A 17,148-nucleotide genomic window follows, 5' to 3' on the forward strand; every position below is an offset into this window, starting at 1 on the left:
ATGATGAAGAAACTACTGGCCCTGTGCCTGGGCGGCTATTCCGCGTTGGCCGTGGCCGGTTTTGACGTAGTGGCGCTGGGCGTCGACGGTGGCGTCAGCGACGGCAATCTGACTTCTTATCTTATCCGCAGTGATAGCCAGACGCAGTATCTGGCACTGGATGCCGGAACGCTGCTGCCGGGGATTGCCAAAGGGCTGGAAAAGGGCAGTTTTCCACAGGTCACGCCCGAGCTGGCCGCTCCCTTCACCCCTCAGGGCTATATTTTCCGTCAGCTGATTGGCGGTTACTTCATTAGCCATGGCCATCTGGATCACGTCGCTGGGTTGATCCTCGGTTCACCGGAAGACAGTAAGAAAACCGTTTATGCGCAGGCCGATACCGTATTGACGCTGCGCAATCATTATTTTAACTGGAAAGCCTGGCCTAACTTTACCGATGCCGGTAATGGCTCGCGGCTGGGTACTTACCGCTTGCAAACGGTGCGCCCGCTGCAGCGAGTCACCCTGGGCCTGACCGGTTTGAGCGGGGTGATGTACCCACTTAGCCACGATCGCTACCCCTCTTCGATGTTGCTGGTGGCCGACCGTGAAGGATCATTTGCCTACTTTGGCGATACCGGGCCGGACGCGCTGGAGCAGTCACGTAATCTGGATAACGCCTGGCGCGAGCTGGGGCCGCTGATTGAGCAGAAGAAGCTAAAGGGCATGATTATCGAAACCTCTTACCCGAACGAGGTGGATGACAAACACCTGTATGGTCATCTGACCCCGGCCTGGCTACTGAAGGAGCTGAAAAACCTCCAGCAGTACAGCGGCGGAGAGGGATCGTTAAAAGATCTGCCGGTGATCATCAGCCACATCAAGCCCAGCCTGAAACAGGGGGAAGATGTGCGTGCTACCATCAAACAACAGCTGGATCAGGGCAACGATCTGGGCGTGAAATTTATCCTGATGGAACAGGGCGATCGGCAACAATTTTGAATGAGAGTGAGATGACTATGCGTAACCTCGATCTGGAACATCTGATCAACAGCGAACTCAACTGTGCGGCCTTCCAGGACTACGCGCCAAATGGCTTGCAGGTGGAAGGGCGGGCACATGTGCAGCGCATCGTGACGGGAGTGACGGCCTGCCAGGCGTTGTTGGATGCGGCGGTGGAACATCAGGCGGATGCCATACTGGTGCATCATGGTTACTTCTGGAAAAACGAAGCACCCGCGGTACGCGGCATGAAGCGTAACCGGCTGAAAACTCTGCTGAGCAACGATATCAACCTGTATGGCTACCACTTGCCGCTGGATGCACACCCGGAACTGGGTAATAACGCGCAGTTGGCAAAGGCGCTGGGCATCCGCGTGATCGGCGAGATCGAGCCTTTGGTGCCGCACGGAGAATTTGAGCAACCGCTCAGCGCGGGTGAACTGCAACAGCGTATCGAAAGCCGTCTTGGCCGTGCGGTGCTGCACTGTGGCGATAATGCTCCGCAGGCAATCCGTCGGGTGGCCTGGTGTACCGGTGGCGGCCAGGGATTTATCGACAGCGCGGCGCGATTTGGCGTTGATGCGTTTATCAGCGGTGAAGTTTCTGAGCAAACTATTCATACGGCGCGGGAGATGGGGGTGCACTTTTTTGCCGCCGGCCATCACGCGACGGAACGCGGTGGGATCAAGGCGTTAGGCGAGTGGTTAGCGCAACATCACGGCTTTGACGTCACCTTTATCGATATCCCCAATCCGGCCTGATTTGCCTATGGGTTCGGTAAAACGAACCCTTTAGCGCTGCTAATCCCTTATATTCCCGAAGGTTGCTCTCTTGACAGCCGACGTTACGTCCCGCATAACTGATACGCTTTTCAAATAATAAAATACCCTGTGAACTTCAAGTTGCTACCCAGCGACCCGCTCATTCGTTCGTGAGCGGTCAGTCATGCTGCGGCTTGAAACACGACGAGTATAAGGAGATAGGGGTGCAACGAGCACAATATTACCTGCTAGGGGAACGCGCTGTAGTGCTTGAATTGGCACCTCCGGTGACGCTGCAAAGTCAGCAGCGCATCTGGGCATTGGCAGAAAAGTTGAATCACCACACTGACGTACGGGAAGTGGTGCCGGGAATGAATAACCTGACGCTGTTGCTGTATACGCCGCAGGCCGATGCCGAGGCGATGCTGGAACTGCTGCGTCAAGGATGGGAGGGTAACGAAAGTCTGGTGCCAGAGTCCCGCGATGTCGATATCCCGGTGATCTATGGCGGCGAATATGGCCCCGACCTGGATGAGGTGGCGCGCCATACCGGCATGACGCCGCAACAGGTGGTGGAATGCCATTCGTCCACCGCGTATGTGGTTTATTTCCTGGGCTTTCAACCTGGTTTTACCTACTTGGGGGGGATGCCGGAGCGTCTGGCCACTCCTCGCCGAGCGGAACCGCGCCTGTCTGTTGCTGCGGGTTCTGTGGGGATCGGTGGCGGCCAGACGGGGATCTATCCGCTGGTTACGCCGGGCGGTTGGCAACTGATTGGCCGCACGCCGCTGGCGCTGTTTAATCCTAATGAAATGCCGCCGACGCTGCTGCGCCCAGGCGACAACGTGCGCTTTGTGCCGCAAAAGGGGGGCGTATGCTGAAGATCTTGCGAGCCGGTATTTACACCACCGTCCAGGACTTGGGGCGTAACGGTTTCCGGCGTTTGGGCATCAGCCAGGGCGGTGCTCTGGATATCCCCGCGCTGAAAATAGCCAACCTGCTGGTGGGCAACTCGCCCGAAGCGGCCGGGTTGGAGATCACGCTGGGGCAATTCAGTGCCGAATTTACCCATAATGGGTGGATTGCGCTGACCGGCGCGGGCTGCGATGCTCAGCTGGACGGAAAATCTTTGTGGACGGGCTGGCGCTATCCGGTAAAAAAAGGCCAGCAACTGACGCTTAAGATGCCTAAACGCGGGATGCGCAGCTATCTGGCGGTGTCTGGCGGCATCAATGTCCCGGAGATGCTGGGCTCACGCAGCACCGATCTGAAAGCGGGCTTTGGTGGACTGGAAGGCCGACAGTTGAAGGAAGGCGACCTGCTGCCAGCGGGTAAGCCGCAGGCGCTGCCGACTACGGTTATCGGCGTGAAACAGCCGCTGTTCAGCAACCGGATCAGGGTGTTGACCGGGCCGGAATATGACGAGTTCAGCCAACAGGCACAGGATGACTTCTGGCGTACCGCCTGGCAGCTCAGCCCGCAGAGTAACCGCATGGGTTATCGCCTGCACGGTGGCAGCGCTCTGACGCGCACCACTGAACGGGAAATGCTCTCCCATGGCCTGATACCCGGTGTCATCCAGGTTCCACACAACGGCCAGCCGATCGTCTTGATGGCCGATGCCCAGACTACCGGGGGTTACCCGCGGATTGCCTGCGTGATCGAGGCCGATCTGTTCCACTTGGCGCAGATCCGTCTGGGGGATGCGCTTCACTTTATCCCCTGCACCCTGGCAGAGGCGCAGCGCGCCAAGGCCGAGCAGGATCACTTTATTCAACAGATTGCCTGGGGGGTTCAATGATCGTCGATTTAAATGCCGATCTCGGTGAAGGCTGCGCCAATGATGAAGCGTTGTTGCAGTTGGTCAGCTCGGCCAATATTGCCTGCGGTTTCCATGCCGGGGATGCCCAGACCATGCGCCAATCGGTGCGCTGGGCGTTGCAATACGGTGTGGCGATTGGTGCCCATCCCAGTTTCCCGGATCGGGAAAACTTCGGCCGCACCCGGATGCAGTTACCGGTAGAAACGGTGTATGCCCAAGTGGTGTATCAGTTGGGTGCACTGGCTGCCATTACCCGTGCTGAAGGCGGCGTGATGGTCCATGTGAAACCGCACGGCATGCTCTACAACCAGGCGGCGGTGGAGCCGGAATTGGCCGAAGCCATTGCTCGCGCGGTGTTGGCGGTAGACCCTTCGTTACGCTTGGTGGGGTTGGCTGGCAGTGAGCTGATCCGCGCAGGTGAAAAACTGGGGTTGGCGACGCGGCAGGAAGTGTTTGCCGATCGCGGCTATCAGGCCGATGGAACATTGGTGCCTCGTGGGCAACCAGGAGCACTGATCGCCAGTGATGAACTGGCATTGCAACAGACGCTGGAAATGGTTCGCCACCAGCGTGTACGAACCGTTGAGGGGGGCTGGGCCTCCGTCAAGGCTGAAACCGTTTGCCTGCACGGCGACGGGGAACATGCACTGGCCTATGCCAGGAAGCTGAGAGAGAGCTTTGCTCAGCAGCAGATTGGCGTCAGCGCCGCATAAAAAAATAATGACTACAGCAAACACAACATTGCCCGCAAGACCGAGGGCGACAAGAGGGAAGTGAATATGGAACAAGCGGTAAACCTCTGGCCACTGATAGGCATCGCTGCCATCGTGGTTGGATTTGTATTACGTTTTAACCCGGTGCTGGTGGTGATCGCCGCCGGTATTATCACCGGGCTGGCGGCATTGATGCCGCTGGATGTCATTTTGGAAAAGCTCGGCGAGGGCTTCCTCAATACCCGTAACCTGCCGCTGATCCTGCTGTTACCGCTGCCGATTATCGGGCTGTTAGAGCGCCACGGTTTGAAAGAACGTGCGCAGGCGTGGATTGCCAAAATCAAAAGCGCTACCGCCGGGCGTTTACTGATCGTCTACCTGTTTGTGCGTGAAGTAACGGCGGCAATGGGGCTGACCAGCCTGGGCGGCCAACCTCAGATGGTACGTCCGCTGTTGGCACCGATGGCAGAGGGGGCTACGGAAAACCGCTATGGGGAACTGCCGGAGCGTGTGCGCTATCGTCTGCGGGCAATGTCTGCTGCGACCGATAACGTCGGGCTGTTCTTTGGTGAAGATATTTTTGTCGCCTTTGGCGCGATCATCTTTATGCATAACTTTATGCTGGAATCCGGCGGCATTCAGACCGAACCGCTGCACATTGCGCTGTGGGGGATCCCAACGGCGATCTTTGCCTTCCTGATCCACTCGTTCCGTTTGTACCGCATGGACAAACAACTCAACGCTGAACTGAGCAAACTTAACCAGGCTGCGTTGCAGGCCAAGGGAGAAGGCCAATGATATTCCAACAACAATATCTCTATTGGCTGGCGGGTGCGGTATTACTGATCGTCGCCGCGATGTCGTTTGGCGATAAGGCCAACCCACGTCGTATCTCTACCGGTCTGTTCTGGGCCTTGTATGGATTGATCTTCCTGGTGGGGGATTGGACCTATGGGCTATTTGGTTCAGGGGCCGAAGCCAAACGTCAACTGCATATCACCGTGGGCGTGCTGGTGGTGGTGATGGCTTTGATCGCCGGTTTTGGCGGTGTGCGTCTTGGTAGCTATCATCAGCGCAGCCAGCAAGAGCGCGAAACCAGTGCCAAACGCCTGGGCAACCGTCTGTTTATCCCGGCGCTGGCGATCCCTGTCGTCACGGTGATCGGCGTGCTGCTGTTCAATAACATCCCAGCCTTGCAACAGGCGGTGTTTGGCAGCGGTAACCACTCCACCTTGATCACGTTGTTCTCCATGACCCTCGGCTGCTTGCTTGGCCTGGTTATTGCGGTGAAGATGACCCGTGAGAAAATGTCGCAGCCAGTGCAGGAAGCTCGTCGTCTGCTGGATTCCATCGGCTGGGCCTTCATCCTGCCGCAAATCCTGGCTACTCTTGGCCTGCTGTTCACCGTTGCGGGCGTCGGCACGGCTATCTCCCATTTAACGCAGGAATACCTGGCGGTAGATAACCGCTTTATCGCCGTAGCGGTGTATGCCATCGGCATGGCCGTATTAACCATGATCATGGGGAACGCGTTTGCGGCTTTCCCAATTGTCACTGCGGGTATCGGTATCCCGATCCTGGTACTGCAACACGGCGGTAACCCCGCGGTGATGGCGGCTATCGGCATGTTCTCCGGCTATTGCGGCACGTTGATGACGCCAATGGCTGCTAACTTTAATATTGTACCGGCGGCGTTACTGGAGTTGCCGGACAAGAATGCGGTCATCAAGGCGCAGATACCGACCGGGGTCACGTTGCTGCTGGTTAACGTATTCCTGCTTTATTTCCTGATGTTCCTCTAGGAGAACGCATGCAGAAAGTATTGATTACCGGCTTTGAGCCGTTTGGCGGCGAGCGTGTCAACCCATCCTGGGAGGTGGTGAAGCAGCTTAACGATCTGGAGCTTGGTGGGGCGCACATTATCGCGCGCCAGCTACCTTGCGTCTTCGGAGAGGCGTTGACGGTGCTGAACGCGGCCATTGACGAAGTTCAGCCAGCGATGGTGTTGGCGATCGGCCAGGCGGGCGGGCGTACCGACATCACGCTGGAGCGCGTCGCTATTAACGTCGATGATGCGCGTATTCCCGATAATCAGGGGCAACAGCCGATCGACCAGGTCATTGTGGCAGATGGCCCGGCGGCCTATTTCAGCACCTTGCCGATCAAGGCGGTGGTGAATGCGATGCGTGAGGCTGGCATTCCGGCCTCGGTATCACAAACCGCCGGGACCTATGTCTGCAACCATGTGATGTACGGTCTGTTGCACCGCTTGAGCGGGCAGCAGGCGGTGAAGGGCGGCTTTATCCATATCCCTTACCTGCCTGAGCAAGCGGCACAGCATCCTGGTGCACCGAGCATGGCAGCCCAGACGGTGCTGTTTGCTTTGGAAATGGCAATTTCGATTGCCTTGCAGGTAGAGCATGACTTGAAAGTGGTGGGTGGCGCCACGCACTGAGGTCATTTATGCTACCTCCATGTTAACCCTAGGGTTCGGCTTGCCGGACCCTTTTCAATCAAGGAGTTTGTCCATGCCAGAAGGGCCGGAGATCCGCCGGGCGGCAGATAAGCTGGCGGCGGTGATGATCGAGCAACCACTGACCGAAGTCTGGTTTGCTTTCCCGCAACTGAAACACTATCAGGTCGAGCTGGTCGGTGAACGTATCACCGCCATCGAACCGCGTGGTAAAGCCTTGTTAACCGATTTCTCCAACGGTTTGACCATGTACAGCCACAACCAGCTCTATGGCGTGTGGAAGGTGGTGCTAGCTGGCGAAACGCCAGAAACCAAGCGCGATTTGCGGGTGCGATTGGAGACGGCCGAGTGGGCGATTTTGTTGTACAGCGCTTCGGATATCACCATTGCGCCGCGCGGTGAGATCGAGCAGCACCCGTTTTTAAAACGTATTGGCCCTGACGTGCTGGATATGGCTCTGACCGTAGAGCAGGTGGAACAGCGGTTGTTATCGCCGGCGTTTTGTAAGCGCCAGTTAGGCGGGATGCTGCTGGATCAGTCTTTTCTGGCTGGCCTGGGCAACTACCTGCGAGCCGAGATTTTGTGGCAGGCAGAACTTGCACCCAAGCATAAACCGCAGGATCTCACCCCTGATGCGCTACATCAGTTGGCGCAGGCGCTGTTGGATATTCCACGCATTTCATATCAGACCCGTGGTCAGGTAGATGAAAATCGCCATCACGGCACACTGTTCAGCTTCAAGGTGTTTCATCGCAGCGGTGAGCCTTGTCCGCGCTGTGGGGCAATGATCGAGAAAACGGCGCTATCTTCGCGACCGTTTTATTGGTGCCCGGTTTGCCAGAAGTAACCCATAAAAAAACGCTGCCAGTGGGGCAGCGTCAAGTCGATTGGGTCATTAGCCGAGTTGGGGCGAATATGACGCCCCTGCTAAAGCTTACTTCTTAACCTGAGACTTGAACTCACGCTCGGCATAGCCGGTATACAGCTGACGCGGACGAGCGATCTTGATGCCTTCGTCGTGCATTTCGTTCCAGTGGGCAATCCAGCCAATGGTACGGGCAATTGCGAAGATCACCGTAAACATGGAAGAAGGAATACCCATTGCTTTCAGGATGATACCTGAATAGAAATCGACGTTCGGGTACAGTTTCTTCTCGATGAAGTACGGGTCGTTCAACGCGATGTGTTCCAGCTCCATCGCCACCTGCAGCAGGTTGTCGTCTTTCTTGTTCAGTTCTTTCAGCACTTCGTGACAGGTTTCACGCATCACGGTGGCGCGTGGATCGTAGTTTTTGTACACGCGGTGGCCAAAGCCCATCAGACGGAACGAGTCATTCTTGTCTTTGGCGCGTTTGATGAACTCAGGGATGTGCTCAACGGTTTTGATCTCTTCGAGCATCTTCAGTGCTGCTTCGTTGGCACCGCCGTGCGCTGGCCCCCACAGGGAAGCGATACCGGCCGCGATACAGGCAAACGGGTTGGCACCTGATGAACCGGCGGTACGCACGGTGGAGGTGGACGCGTTCTGCTCATGGTCGGCATGCAGGATCAGAATACGATCCATGGCGCGTTCCAGCACTGGATTCACCACGTACTCTTCGCAAGGTGTAGCAAACATCATGCGCAGGAAGTTACCGGCGTAGGACAGGTCGTTGCGTGGATAAACAAACGGCTGGCCGAGAGAATACTTGTAACACATCGCTGCCACGGTAGGCATTTTGGACAGCAGGCGGAACGCGGTGATCTCACGGTGACGTTCATTGTTGACGTCCAGCGCATCGTGATAGAACGCAGCCAGGGCACCTGTCACGCCGCACAGCACCGCCATTGGGTGCGAGTCACGGCGGAAACCACGGAACAGATGGGTGATCTGGTCGTGGATCATGGTGTGGCGGGTTACCGTGGTTTTGAAAGTTTCGAACTCTTCAGCGCTCGGGGTTTCGCCGTACAGCAGGATGTAGCACACCTCCAGGTAGGAGGACTCTTTTGCCAACTGCTCAATCGGGAAGCCGCGGTGCAGCAGGATACCTTTGTCGCCGTCGATGAACGTGATTTTGGATTCACAGGAAGCGGTAGAAGTAAAGCCGGGATCAAATGTGAAATAACCTTTGGAGCCCAGGGCGCGTACGTCAATCACATCAGGGCCCAGTGAAGGGGTGAGCACGCCCAGTTCGATCGGAGCTTCGCCGTTGTTGATGCTTAGCGTCGCTTTCTTATCAGTCATTTACAGTCTCCTTAACGCCTTATTTTAAAAACCTCTAACAACTGAAATACCTTAAATCTCCGCAGGTTGCCCGCAATAAAGTCGAGCGAACGCTAACTCTGTGAGCGACAGCGCATTTGCGCCGGTAGGGGACAGAGTTTGCACCAGGCGAACAAGACGGGTTAGCAGCCGTTAACGATTCATCGGGATTCGTTATTTTCTTTTAATCATTACCTACGATCTGTTTGGAATGTTAACCACATACACTATCGCTACACTGTTGCATAACTTGTGCTTAGGGGGAAGTGTATCCGGTGACCGCTAGTGCATCATAGGGTTGATTGCTGCCCTATTTGTAATGGAAATGTTGATCTCTTGTCAAATCAGATAATTAATTTCGTGCTAAATGTAATAATCGTGATCTAAATCACTGTTCTGGGGAAATGTGACCAAAGGGATTGTATGGGAATTGTAATAAGAATGTGAACCTCCTATACTGCCGCCAGGTCTCCGGATTACCCTGAAGTAGGAGCACCCAGCGTTATCACTACGCGCCGTTTAAGCACTAGGATATCGATGTTTGAGCGCGTGAGGTGTAAGAGTGAAAACTCTTGGACGCTGTCTGATCCCCACCCAGGTCCGGAGGAAGGAAAATAATAAGAGCTGTGTGGGCAAAACCGTGAAAAAACAAAGACCTGTCAATCTGGATCTGCAAACGATCCGGTTTCCTGTAACTGCGATAGCGTCCATCTTACACCGAGTCTCTGGCGTAATTACTTTCGTTGCCGTGGGCATTCTCCTCTGGCTGCTGGGTATCTCTCTCTCTTCTCAAGAGGGCTTCCTGCACGCTGCCGCCATCATGAATAGCTTCTTCGTGAAATTCATTTTCTGGGGGATCCTCACCGCGTTGGCCTATCACATTTGCGGTGGCATTCGTCACTTGTTAATGGATTTTGGCTATATCGAAGAGAGTTTAGCCGCAGGTACCCGTTCTGCCCAGGTGGCGTTCGGTCTGACCGTCGTGCTGTCAATTCTGGCTGGAGTCCTCGTATGGTAAGCAACGTTTCTGCATTAGGACGTAACGGCGTACACGACTGGTTGTTACTGCGTGCTTCCGCTATCGTCATCACCCTGTATGTTCTCTATATCCTGGGCTTCGTGGCTACGGCTCCGGACATCACCTATGAAATCTGGCGCGGCTTCTTCGCCACCTCCATTACGAAAGTATTCACCTTGCTGACATTGCTATCGATCCTGGTTCACGCCTGGGTGGGAATGTGGCAGGTGCTGACGGACTATATCAAGCCACTGGCGTTACGCCTGGTGCTGCAACTGGCGATTGTCGTCACGTTGCTGGTCTATTTACTGTACGGAACAATCGTAGTGTGGGGTGCTTAAATGAAACTGCCAATCAGAGAGTTTGATGCAGTTGTTATCGGTGCTGGTGGCGCAGGTATGCGCGCGGCGCTGCAGATTTCCCAGGCGGGCTCAACCTGTGCCCTGCTTTCCAAAGTATTCCCGACCCGTTCCCATACCGTGTCTGCACAAGGCGGCATTACCGTAGCCTTGGGCAATAACCACGAAGACAACTGGGAATGGCATATGTACGACACGGTGAAAGGTTCCGACTATATCGGTGACCAGGACGCCATTGAATATATGTGTAAAACCGGCCCGGAAGCGATTCTGGAGTTGGAACACATGGGCCTGCCGTTCTCCCGTCTGGACGATGGCCGCATTTATCAACGCCCGTTTGGCGGCCAGTCACTGAACTTTGGTGGCGAGCAGGCGGCCCGTACCGCTGCGGCGGCAGACCGTACCGGTCACGCGTTGTTGCACACCCTTTATCAGCAGAACCTGAAAAACCACACCACCATCTTCTCCGAGTGGTATGCGCTGGATCTGGTGAAAAACCAGGATGGTGCGGTAGTCGGTACCACCGCTATCTGTATCGAAACCGGTGAAGTCGTGTACTTCAAGGCCAAGGCAACCATTCTGGCTACCGGTGGGGCAGGCCGTATTTACCAATCCACCACCAACGCCCACATCAATACCGGTGACGGTGTCGGTATGGCGCTGCGTGCCGGTGTACCGGTGCAGGATATGGAAATGTGGCAGTTCCACCCAACCGGTATTGCCGGGGCTGGCGTACTGGTCACCGAAGGTTGTCGCGGTGAAGGTGGTTACCTGCTGAACAAACATGGCGAACGTTTCATGGAACGTTATGCGCCAAATGCCAAAGATCTGGCGGGCCGTGACGTTGTGGCACGTTCGATCATGATTGAGATCCGTGAAGGCCGCGGCTGTGACGGTCCATGGGGCCCACATGCCAAACTGAAACTGGATCACCTGGGCAAAGAAGTGCTGGAGTCCCGCCTGCCGGGCATTCTGGAGCTGTCCCGTACCTTCGCTCACGTCGATCCGGTGAAAGAGCCGATCCCGGTTATTCCAACCTGCCACTATATGATGGGCGGTATTCCGACCAAAGTAACCGGCCAGGCGCTGACCGTGAACGAGAAAGGCGAAGACGTGGTGATCCCGGGTCTGTTCGCGGTCGGCGAAATTGCCTGCGTATCGGTACACGGCGCCAACCGTCTGGGTGGCAACTCGCTGCTGGATCTGGTGGTGTTTGGTCGCTCTGCCGGTATGCACCTGCAAGAGTCGTTGGCAGAGCAGGGCGAAAGCCGCGAAGCCAGCGAATCGGACGTCGAAGCTTCGCTGGATCGTCTGAACCGTTGGAACAACACCCGTTCTGGTGAAGATCCGGTGGAAATTCGTAAGGCACTGCAATCCTGTATGCAGCATAACTTCTCGGTGTTCCGCGAAGGTGATGCGATGGCGAAAGGGTTGGAAGAGCTGAAAGTGATCCGTGAACGTCTGAAGAACGCACGCCTGGATGATACCTCCAGCGAATTCAACACCCAGCGCATCGAATGCCTGGAGTTGGATAACTTGATGGAGACCGCGTATTCCACCGCCGTGTCGGCCAACTTCCGTACCGAGAGCCGTGGCGCGCATAGCCGCTTCGACTACCCGGAGCGTGACGATGCCAACTGGCTGTGCCATTCGCTGTATCTGCCGCAATCGGAAAGCATGACGCGTCGTGAAGTGAACATGCAACCGAAGCTGCGCGCGGCATTCCCGCCGAAAGTGCGTTCTTACTAATTGCGGAGCTCGATTGATGAAACTTGAATTCTCTATCTATCGCTACAATCCGGATGTTGATAGCGCCCCGCATATGCAGGACTACAGCCTGGAAGCGGAAGAAGGCCGTGACATGATGCTGCTGGATGCGTTGATCCAGCTGAAAGAAAAGGACCCGACCTTATCTTTCCGCCGCTCTTGCCGTGAAGGCGTGTGCGGTTCAGACGGCATCAATATGAACGGTAAGAATGGCCTAGCCTGTATCACCCCAGTCTCGTCGTTGCGTAAAGGCAACAACAAGATTGTGATCCGCCCGCTGCCGGGGTTACCGGTGGTGCGCGATCTGGTGGTGGATATGGGGCAGTTCTATACCCAGTATGAAAAGATCAAGCCGTTCTTGATTAATGATGGCAAGAATCCTCCGGCGCGTGAGCACCTGCAAACGCCGGATCAGCGGGAAAAACTGGATGGATTGTACGAATGTATTCTCTGTGCCTGTTGCTCCACCTCTTGCCCATCGTTCTGGTGGAACCCTGACAAGTTTGTTGGCCCGGCCGGTCTGTTGGCGGCGTACCGCTTCCTGATCGACAGCCGTGATACGGAAACTGAAGCACGATTGGACGATCTGAACGACGCTTTCAGTGTTTTCCGCTGCCATAGCATTATGAATTGTGTCAGTGTATGTCCTAAGGGCTTGAATCCGACCCGTGCAATTGGTCATATCAAGTCTATGCTGCTGCAACGCGGCGCATAAACAGAACGAGATGCTGCGCCGGTGTCTTTACCGGCGCACATCCCAAGAGGGGATCTCTAAAAACTGACCCGTGATTGTGGTTAAAGGCAATCAGGTTTGTCCCGCCGGTTTTTAGAGGTTCCTTGTATGGGGCCGCAAGGTCCAAAACAGAACGTGCACTTGTATAAGCACGTCTAGTGAACCGTTAAGCGTACCATTACGGTAATTATGTTAACCACGGCGAAAACTGAAGCTTTAAAGCTTAAGGGATCAAAATGCAGAACGGCGCAATGAAGGCCTGGCTGGATTCCTCCTATCTGGCGGGCGCGAACCAGTCCTACATAGAGCAGCTCTATGAAGACTTTTTAACCGATCCGAGTTCCGTTGAAGATAGTTGGCGTTCGATTTTCCAGCAACTACCAACTGCGGGTGTCAAACCCGATCAGCTCCACTCCCAAACGCGAGATTACTTCCGCCGCCTGGCGAAAGATTCTGCTCGTTATAACACCACCATCAACGATCCTGAAACCGATGCCAAGCAGGTCAAGGTATTGCAGCTGATCAACGCCTTCCGCTTCCGTGGGCATCAGCACGCTAACCTCGACCCGTTAGACCTGTGGAAACAGGAGCGCGTTCCCGATCTCGATCCGGCGTACCACAACCTGACCGAAGCCGACTTCCAGGAAACCTTCAACGTGGGTTCTTTTGCCATCGGCAAAGAAACCATGAAGCTGAGCGATCTGTACGCGGCGCTGAAGCAGACCTACTGCGGTTCGATCGGTGCCGAGTATATGCACATCACCAACACCGAAGAGAAACGCTGGATCCAGCAGCGCATTGAATCGGTAGCGGGGCGTGCCAGCTTCACCACCGATGAGAAACGCCGTTTCCTGAGCGAACTGACAGCAGCCGAAGGGCTGGAGCGTTACCTGGGTGCCAAATTCCCTGGGGCCAAACGTTTCTCGCTGGAAGGTGGCGACGCGTTGGTGCCGATGCTGAAAGAAATGGTGCGTCACGCGGGCAAAAACGGCACGCGTGAAGTGGTGCTGGGTATGGCCCACCGTGGCCGTCTGAACGTGTTGATCAACGTGCTGGGTAAAAAACCGGCCGACCTGTTCGACGAGTTTGCCGGCAAGCATAAAGAACACCTGGGCACCGGTGACGTGAAATATCACCAGGGCTTCTCTTCCGACGTGGAAACCGAAGGCGGCATGGTTCACCTGGCGCTGGCGTTTAACCCGTCGCACCTGGAAATCGTCAGCCCGGTTGTCATGGGGTCTGTACGTGCCCGCCGTGACCGTCTGGACGAAGCGCGCAGCAACATGGTTCTGCCAATCACCATTCATGGTGACGCAGCAATCACCGGGCAGGGCGTGGTTCAGGAAACCCTGAACATGTCGCAGGCTCGCGGTTATGAAGTGGGCGGCACGGTGCGTATCGTCATCAACAACCAGGTTGGTTTCACTACCTCCAACCCGTTGGACGCGCGTTCCACCCAATACTGTACCGATATCGCCAAGATGGTGCAGGCTCCAATTTTCCACGTGAATGCCGATGATCCGGAAGCGGTGGCCTTTGTCACCCGTCTGGCGTTGGATTTCCGTAACACCTTTAAACGTGACGTGATGATCGATCTGGTCTGCTACCGTCGCCATGGGCATAACGAGGCCGATGAGCCAAGTGCAACCCAGCCGGTGATGTATCAGAAGATCAAGAAACACCCAACGCCACGCAAACTCTACGCTGACGTGCTGACCGAACAGAAGGTTGCCAGCCTGGAAGATGCCACGGAAATGGTCAACCTGTATCGCGATGCTCTCGACCGCGGTGACTGTGTGGTTGAAGAGTGGCGTCCGATGAACCTGCACTCCTTCACCTGGTCGCCATACCTGAACCATGAGTGGGACGAAGAGTACCCAAGCAAGGTTGAGATGAAGCGCCTGCAGGAACTGGCTCGCCGCATCAGCAGCGTACCGGAAGCGATCGAAATGCAGTCGCGCGTCGCGAAAATCTATGGCGATCGTGCCGAGATGGCTGCAGGCAACAAACCGTTCGACTGGGGCGCAGCGGAAACGCTGGCTTACGCCACCATGGCTGATGAAGGCATCCCGATCCGTATTTCCGGTGAAGATGCTGGCCGTGGCACCTTCTTCCACCGTCATGCGGTGGTGCACAACCAGAAAAATGGTTCTGTCTATGTCCCGCTGGCGAATATCCACAGCGGCCAGGGCGAATTCAAAGTCTGGGACTCGGTGCTGTCTGAAGAAGCCGTTCTGGCATTTGAATATGGCTACGCCACCGCAGAGCCGCGCACCCTGACCATCTGGGAAGCGCAGTTTGGTGACTTTGCCAACGGTGCTCAGGTAGTGATCGACCAGTTCATCAGCTCCGGTGAGCAGAAATGGGGCCGTATGTGTGGCCTGGTGATGCTGCTGCCGCACGGTTACGAAGGCCAGGGCCCAGAGCACTCCTCTGCGCGTCTGGAACGTTACCTGCAGCTGTGTGCAGAACAGAACATGCAGGTGTGCATCCCATCCACTCCGGCACAGGTCTACCATATGCTGCGCCGTCAGGCGTTGCGCGGTATGCGCCGTCCGCTGGTGGTGATGTCACCGAAGTCCCTGCTGCGTCATCCGCTGGCAGTCTCTTCCCTGGAAGAACTGGCAAACGGCACCTTCCAACCGGCCATCGGCGAAATTGACGAGCTGGATGCCAAAGCGGTGAAACGCGTGGTGCTGTGTTCTGGTAAGGTTTATTACGATCTGCTGGAACAACGCCGCAAGAACGACCAGAAAGACGTGGCCATCGTACGTATCGAGCAACTGTATCCGTTCCCGCATCAGGCCGTTCAGGCGGTATTGGAACAGTATGCCCACGTGCATGATTTCGTCTGGTGTCAGGAAGAGCCGTTGAACCAGGGCGCCTGGTATTGCAGCCAACACAATTTCCGTGAAGTGATCCCGTTTGGGGCCTCTTTACGTTACGCAGGACGTCCAGCCTCTGCCTCTCCGGCGGTAGGTTATATGTCCGTACACCAGAAGCAGCAGCAGGCTCTGGTGAATGACGCGCTGAATATTGAAGAAAAAATTTAAAGGAAAGCTAATGAGTAGCGTAGATATTCTGGTTCCTGACCTCCCTGAATCCGTTGCCGATGCGACCGTCGCCACCTGGCATAAAAAACCGGGTGATACCGTTCAGCGTGACGAAGTGCTGGTTGAGATTGAAACCGACAAAGTTGTATTGGAAGTGCCAGCCAGTGAAGCCGGTGTACTGGAAGCGATCCTGGAAGACGAAGGCGCAACCGTGACTTCACGTCAGCTTCTCGGGCGCATCCGTCAGGGTGACAGCTCTGGCAAGCCGACCGAAGCGAAAGCTCAGAGCGTTGAATCAACTCCGGCACAGCGCGCAACCGCTAGCCTGGAAGAAGAAAACAACGACGCACTCAGCCCGGCGATCCGCCGCCTGATTGCCGAACACGATCTCGATGCTGCCGCCATCAAAGGCAGCGGCGTGGGTGGCCGTATCACGCGTGAAGACGTAGAAGCGCACCTGGCTGCCAGCAAGAAAGCGGCACCGGCAGCAGCCCCAGCGGCGGCACCTCAGCCAGCCTTGGGCGGCCGTAGCGAAAAACGTGTTCCTATGACCCGTCTGCGCAAACGCGTGGCCGAGCGCCTGTTGGAAGCGAAGAACAGCACCGCGATGCTGACCACCTTCAACGAAATCAACATGCAGCCGATCATGGATCTGCGCAAGCAGTACGGCGAAGCCTTCGAAAAACGCCACGGTGTACGTCTGGGCTTTATGTCCTTCTACATCAAAGCGGTAGTCGAAGCGCTGAAACGCTTCCCGGAAGTGAACGCCTCTATCGACGGTAGCGATGTGGTTTACCACAACTACTTCGATATCAGCATTGCGGTATCAACCCCGCGTGGCCTGGTAACCCCGGTACTGCGTGACGTTGATTCCATGAGCATGGCGGACATCGAGAAGAAAATCAAAGAGCTGGCGATCAAAGGCCGTGACGGCAAATTGACCGTGGAAGAGCTGACTGGCGGTAACTTCACTATTACCAACGGCGGCGTGTTCGGTTCATTGATGTCTACCCCGATCATCAACCCACCGCAGAGCGCCATTCTGGGTATGCACGCCATCAAGGATCGCCCAATGGCGGTCAATGGTCAGGTCGTGATCCAGCCGATGATGTATCTGGCTCTGTCTTACGATCATCGTCTGATCGATGGCAAAGAGTCGGTGAGTTATCTGGTGACGGTGAAAGACATGCTGGAAGATCCGGCTCGTCTGCTGCTGGACGTTTAAT

Annotated in this window: 16 protein-coding genes; 15 read left to right on the plus strand and 1 reads right to left on the minus strand. The window is 55.8% G+C overall.

Annotated features, from left to right (window positions below; genetic code table 11):
• The 9 genes from WN53_RS15705 to nei all read left to right on the plus strand — a co-directional run bounded on the left by WN53_RS15705 (nucleotide 1) and on the right by nei (nucleotide 7,597).
• A complete protein-coding gene (locus tag WN53_RS15705; protein ID WP_024483157.1) occupies nucleotides 1-981 on the plus strand; it encodes an MBL fold metallo-hydrolase in 981 nt (326 codons plus the stop codon).
• 17 nt (nucleotides 982-998) lie between these two features.
• The gene (locus tag WN53_RS15710; protein ID WP_024483156.1) at nucleotides 999-1,742 is read left to right on the plus strand and encodes a type 2 GTP cyclohydrolase I; all 744 of its coding nucleotides are present in this window, start codon (nucleotides 999-1,001) and stop codon (nucleotides 1,740-1,742) included.
• Nucleotides 1,743-1,966: 224 nt separating this feature from the next.
• Nucleotides 1,967-2,623, plus strand: coding sequence for a 5-oxoprolinase subunit PxpB (gene pxpB / locus WN53_RS15715; RefSeq protein WP_024483155.1), 657 nt, complete (start codon nucleotides 1,967-1,969; stop codon nucleotides 2,621-2,623).
• On the plus strand, nucleotides 2,617-3,543 hold the full coding sequence (gene pxpC / locus WN53_RS15720) for a 5-oxoprolinase subunit PxpC (RefSeq protein ID WP_024483154.1): 927 nt from the start codon (nucleotides 2,617-2,619) through the stop codon (nucleotides 3,541-3,543). The genes pxpB and pxpC overlap by 7 nt, the downstream gene beginning before the upstream one ends.
• On the plus strand, nucleotides 3,540-4,277 hold the full coding sequence (gene pxpA, locus WN53_RS15725; RefSeq protein ID WP_024483153.1) for a 5-oxoprolinase subunit PxpA: 738 nt from the start codon (nucleotides 3,540-3,542) through the stop codon (nucleotides 4,275-4,277). Before pxpC ends, pxpA begins: the two co-directional genes overlap by 4 nt.
• Before the next feature lie 66 nt (nucleotides 4,278-4,343).
• Nucleotides 4,344-5,075: a DUF969 domain-containing protein gene (locus tag WN53_RS15730; protein WP_021805279.1), complete on the plus strand. Its 732-nt coding sequence runs from the start codon at nucleotides 4,344-4,346 to the stop codon at nucleotides 5,073-5,075.
• On the plus strand, nucleotides 5,072-6,079 hold the full coding sequence (locus tag WN53_RS15735; RefSeq protein ID WP_024483152.1) for a DUF979 domain-containing protein: 1,008 nt from the start codon (nucleotides 5,072-5,074) through the stop codon (nucleotides 6,077-6,079). The genes WN53_RS15730 and WN53_RS15735 overlap by 4 nt, the downstream gene beginning before the upstream one ends.
• A gap of 8 nt (nucleotides 6,080-6,087) precedes the next feature.
• The gene (pcp, locus tag WN53_RS15740) at nucleotides 6,088-6,732 is read left to right on the plus strand and encodes a pyroglutamyl-peptidase I (RefSeq protein WP_024483151.1); all 645 of its coding nucleotides are present in this window, start codon (nucleotides 6,088-6,090) and stop codon (nucleotides 6,730-6,732) included.
• A 73-nt stretch (nucleotides 6,733-6,805) separates the two neighbouring features.
• Nucleotides 6,806-7,597 carry an endonuclease VIII gene (nei, locus tag WN53_RS15745; protein WP_024483150.1) on the plus strand — a complete coding sequence of 264 codons (792 nt, stop codon included), beginning with the start codon at nucleotides 6,806-6,808 and terminating at the stop codon, nucleotides 7,595-7,597.
• A gap of 87 nt (nucleotides 7,598-7,684) precedes the next feature.
• Here the strand turns inward: nei and WN53_RS15750 are convergent, their stop codons facing one another.
• Nucleotides 7,685-8,974, minus strand: coding sequence for a citrate synthase (locus WN53_RS15750; RefSeq protein ID WP_021805275.1), 1,290 nt, complete (start codon nucleotides 8,972-8,974; stop codon nucleotides 7,685-7,687).
• Nucleotides 8,975-9,620: 646 nt separating this feature from the next.
• Here WN53_RS15750 and sdhC point away from each other — a divergent pair.
• From sdhC to odhB, 6 genes are all read left to right on the plus strand, one after another.
• Entirely contained in the window at nucleotides 9,621-10,010 is a 390-nt protein-coding gene (gene sdhC, locus WN53_RS15755) for a succinate dehydrogenase cytochrome b556 subunit (protein WP_024483149.1), read from the plus strand.
• Nucleotides 10,004-10,351, plus strand: coding sequence for a succinate dehydrogenase membrane anchor subunit (sdhD, locus tag WN53_RS15760; protein WP_024483148.1), 348 nt, complete (start codon nucleotides 10,004-10,006; stop codon nucleotides 10,349-10,351). Before sdhC ends, sdhD begins: the two co-directional genes overlap by 7 nt.
• Nucleotides 10,352-12,118: a succinate dehydrogenase flavoprotein subunit gene (sdhA, locus tag WN53_RS15765; RefSeq protein WP_024483147.1), complete on the plus strand. Its 1,767-nt coding sequence runs from the start codon at nucleotides 10,352-10,354 to the stop codon at nucleotides 12,116-12,118. It abuts the gene before it with no gap.
• Nucleotides 12,119-12,134: 16 nt separating this feature from the next.
• On the plus strand, nucleotides 12,135-12,851 hold the full coding sequence (locus WN53_RS15770; RefSeq protein WP_021805271.1) for a succinate dehydrogenase iron-sulfur subunit: 717 nt from the start codon (nucleotides 12,135-12,137) through the stop codon (nucleotides 12,849-12,851).
• 254 nt (nucleotides 12,852-13,105) lie between these two features.
• A complete protein-coding gene (gene sucA / locus WN53_RS15775; RefSeq protein ID WP_024483146.1) occupies nucleotides 13,106-15,922 on the plus strand; it encodes a 2-oxoglutarate dehydrogenase E1 component in 2,817 nt (938 codons plus the stop codon).
• Nucleotides 15,923-15,932: 10 nt separating this feature from the next.
• Complete coding sequence (gene odhB, locus WN53_RS15780; protein ID WP_024483145.1) at nucleotides 15,933-17,147, plus strand: 2-oxoglutarate dehydrogenase complex dihydrolipoyllysine-residue succinyltransferase; 1,215 nt, start codon at nucleotides 15,933-15,935, stop codon at nucleotides 17,145-17,147.
• The last annotated feature ends 1 nt before the right edge of the window (nucleotide 17,148 follow it).

The sequence above is a fragment of the Serratia fonticola genome, assembly GCF_001006005.1.
Lineage (GTDB): Bacteria > Pseudomonadota > Gammaproteobacteria > Enterobacterales > Enterobacteriaceae > Chania > Chania fonticola.